The following is a 2,138-nucleotide window of genomic DNA, read 5'->3' as shown; positions in this document are numbered from 1 at the left end:
GGTGGCGGATTGGTGATCTTGGTCGTGAACCCGTCTACCAGGAGCCTTCTTCATGCCCACCTCCGGGGTTGCCCGTCCAACCACCCGTCAGGTCGGAAACGGCTCCTTGCATGTGCAGAGATGCGAGAGACAGCCGACACGCAACGGGGACTGGCAATAGTCTCGGCCCATGGCGACCTTCAACCAGCACAACCAGACCGTTTACGGCGGCCAGAACAACGCCGAGACCATCAATCAGGTCCAGTACAGGACAGAACGCATCACTCTTGAAGCAGCTCGTGAACAGCTGGACGAGGTCATCGATGTCGCGTGCGCAGAGGACTCCCAGCTTGACCAACTAGGGCGAGACGAGCTCTTTGCGGCCCGTCGAGACCTGGAGACAGGCGACACCGCCACCGCAAGGCGGCGCCTCGAGCGTGCACGTGCTTGGCTCGCAGATGCTGTTGGGTTGGCGACACTGGCAGCAACCGTCGGCCAGATTGCCGGGGGCTTGAGTGGCTGAAGCTAGTTTCAATCAGAGCCGACAAAGCGTCACAGGAAACCAGTACAACGCTGAGCATATTATTTTCGGGGCGACAGGCGGGCTGGATAGGGTCCGCCATGAGCTGGTCCTTGATATATACGCAGAGGGGAATGCGCTACTGGACGACTTCTGTCGCACCGTGAGAGAGATGCCGTTTCTTCATCTTGCCGACTGGTCAAAGAAAGTCGAATACCCTAAAGAATTTGAGGCGCGGTGCGATTCACTGCTGCGCCTAGTGCTGAAGGCCAAGGCGCTCAGCGTTCAGACGCGCGACTCCCCGCTAGAGGATGTCCTCTCGATCCTACTCACCTGGATCAGGAGCATAAGAAAATTTACCGCTGGTGACCCGACGATTCAGCGAGCAACTGCAATGGAGGCGATCTTGGTGTACATGTATTCCTTGGAACACGAAGAGGATGCGTCTACACTCGGGGATCTAGCGGAATTGATGGCGGGGGACAAAATTCTATTGGGGTATAGCGATGTGGTACTCAGGAAATCATTAAAAAACGCCCTGGACATGCTGCGACATGCTGAATTTGGCGTCTGATGACGCCATCGCAGACGCGACGGCGGCCAGTTGGGCGTCGCCTCCCCGAGTCGGCCCTGCTCGATCTCGCCGCGCTCGCGATCTGTGGGTGGGTGAAGCGGTAGGCAGCGGTTGTCAGTGCCGTGTGAGATGGCGTGTTTCAGACCTGATTATGGGAGGGGTCATGAGCACTTCGGACCGTCGTTCGTATATAAGTCGAGTGCTCAGCGGGGAACGCGACCCTAGTTGGGTGCAGCCTAAAGTGACCAACCCACCCGCCTTCACGATGTCCACCGGCGCAGGCAAGACGCACACCATGGCTCCAACGCTACTGCGCACGCTTCCCGGGCACTCACGCCCGTTAGTGGTTCCTCATGCGAGGGTGATCGACGGGAAGCAAACCGTAAGCAACCTGATCGCAGCAGGGCTTCTCTCAGTCGACTCCTATGCCGGCAGCCCTGCCCAGTCAGCGACTTCGGGGTATCAGCCCCTGCCCTATCAGCCGCGCAAGATGCGCGTCCGTCAGAAGCGCGGAGCTGCGTACAGGGCGCTATGCGAGCGCGTTATGGCACGAAAGCACGCTGGCCTGCATGAGCAGCGCAGCCCGATACACGGCGACCGTCGCACGCGTGACCGTTACGCCCGCCAGGCCGTACTCCACCGCTGTAATCGTCGCTGCGAGAACCCAGATTGCCTACTGCCACGCGGTGAAATGCTCTACATTACGGACTCGGGCGAACCGCTCCTGCACGTCGACCACATTGACGACCATGCGGCCGGGGGGCTGGATGAGCCAAGCGCAATGATCGCCCTGTGTGCTACGTGCCATGACAATAAGACACGCGGCTCAGGTAGGGCGGAACTCAAGGAGCGTCTGCGCGCGGTTGCTTGGGAGCTTCACGAGGGTCTTTACGCAGAATGAAGCTTCCCCTTGATGTTGGACACTTGGGGGCTAGAACGTGAGGTTATCGAGGAAGTGGTGAGCCGTTTCCGACCTGACGGGTGGTTGGACGGGCAACCCCGGAGGTGGGCATGAAGAAGGCTCCTGGTAGACGGGTTCACGACCAAGATCACCAATCCGCCACC

The 2,138-nt window shown here is 59.5% G+C and carries 2 protein-coding genes; both read left to right on the top strand.

Annotated features, from left to right (window positions below; translation table 11 throughout):
- Positions 1-169: 169 nt before the first annotated feature.
- The gene (locus tag ASD33_RS19435; protein ID WP_024762002.1) at positions 170-502 is read left to right on the top strand and encodes a hypothetical protein; all 333 of its coding nucleotides are present in this window, start codon (positions 170-172) and stop codon (positions 500-502) included.
- Positions 495-1,073, top strand: a complete 579-nt coding sequence (locus tag ASD33_RS35505) for a hypothetical protein (RefSeq protein ID WP_157870056.1) — start codon at positions 495-497, stop codon at positions 1,071-1,073. Before ASD33_RS19435 ends, ASD33_RS35505 begins: the two co-directional genes overlap by 8 nt.
- The last annotated feature ends 1,065 nt before the right edge of the window (positions 1,074-2,138 follow it).

The organism is Streptomyces sp. Root1304 (genome assembly GCF_001426405.1).
Lineage (GTDB): Bacteria > Actinomycetota > Actinomycetes > Streptomycetales > Streptomycetaceae > Streptomyces.
Note: the sequence above shows the minus strand (reverse complement) of the source record. Positions and strands in the feature narration are given on the sequence as shown.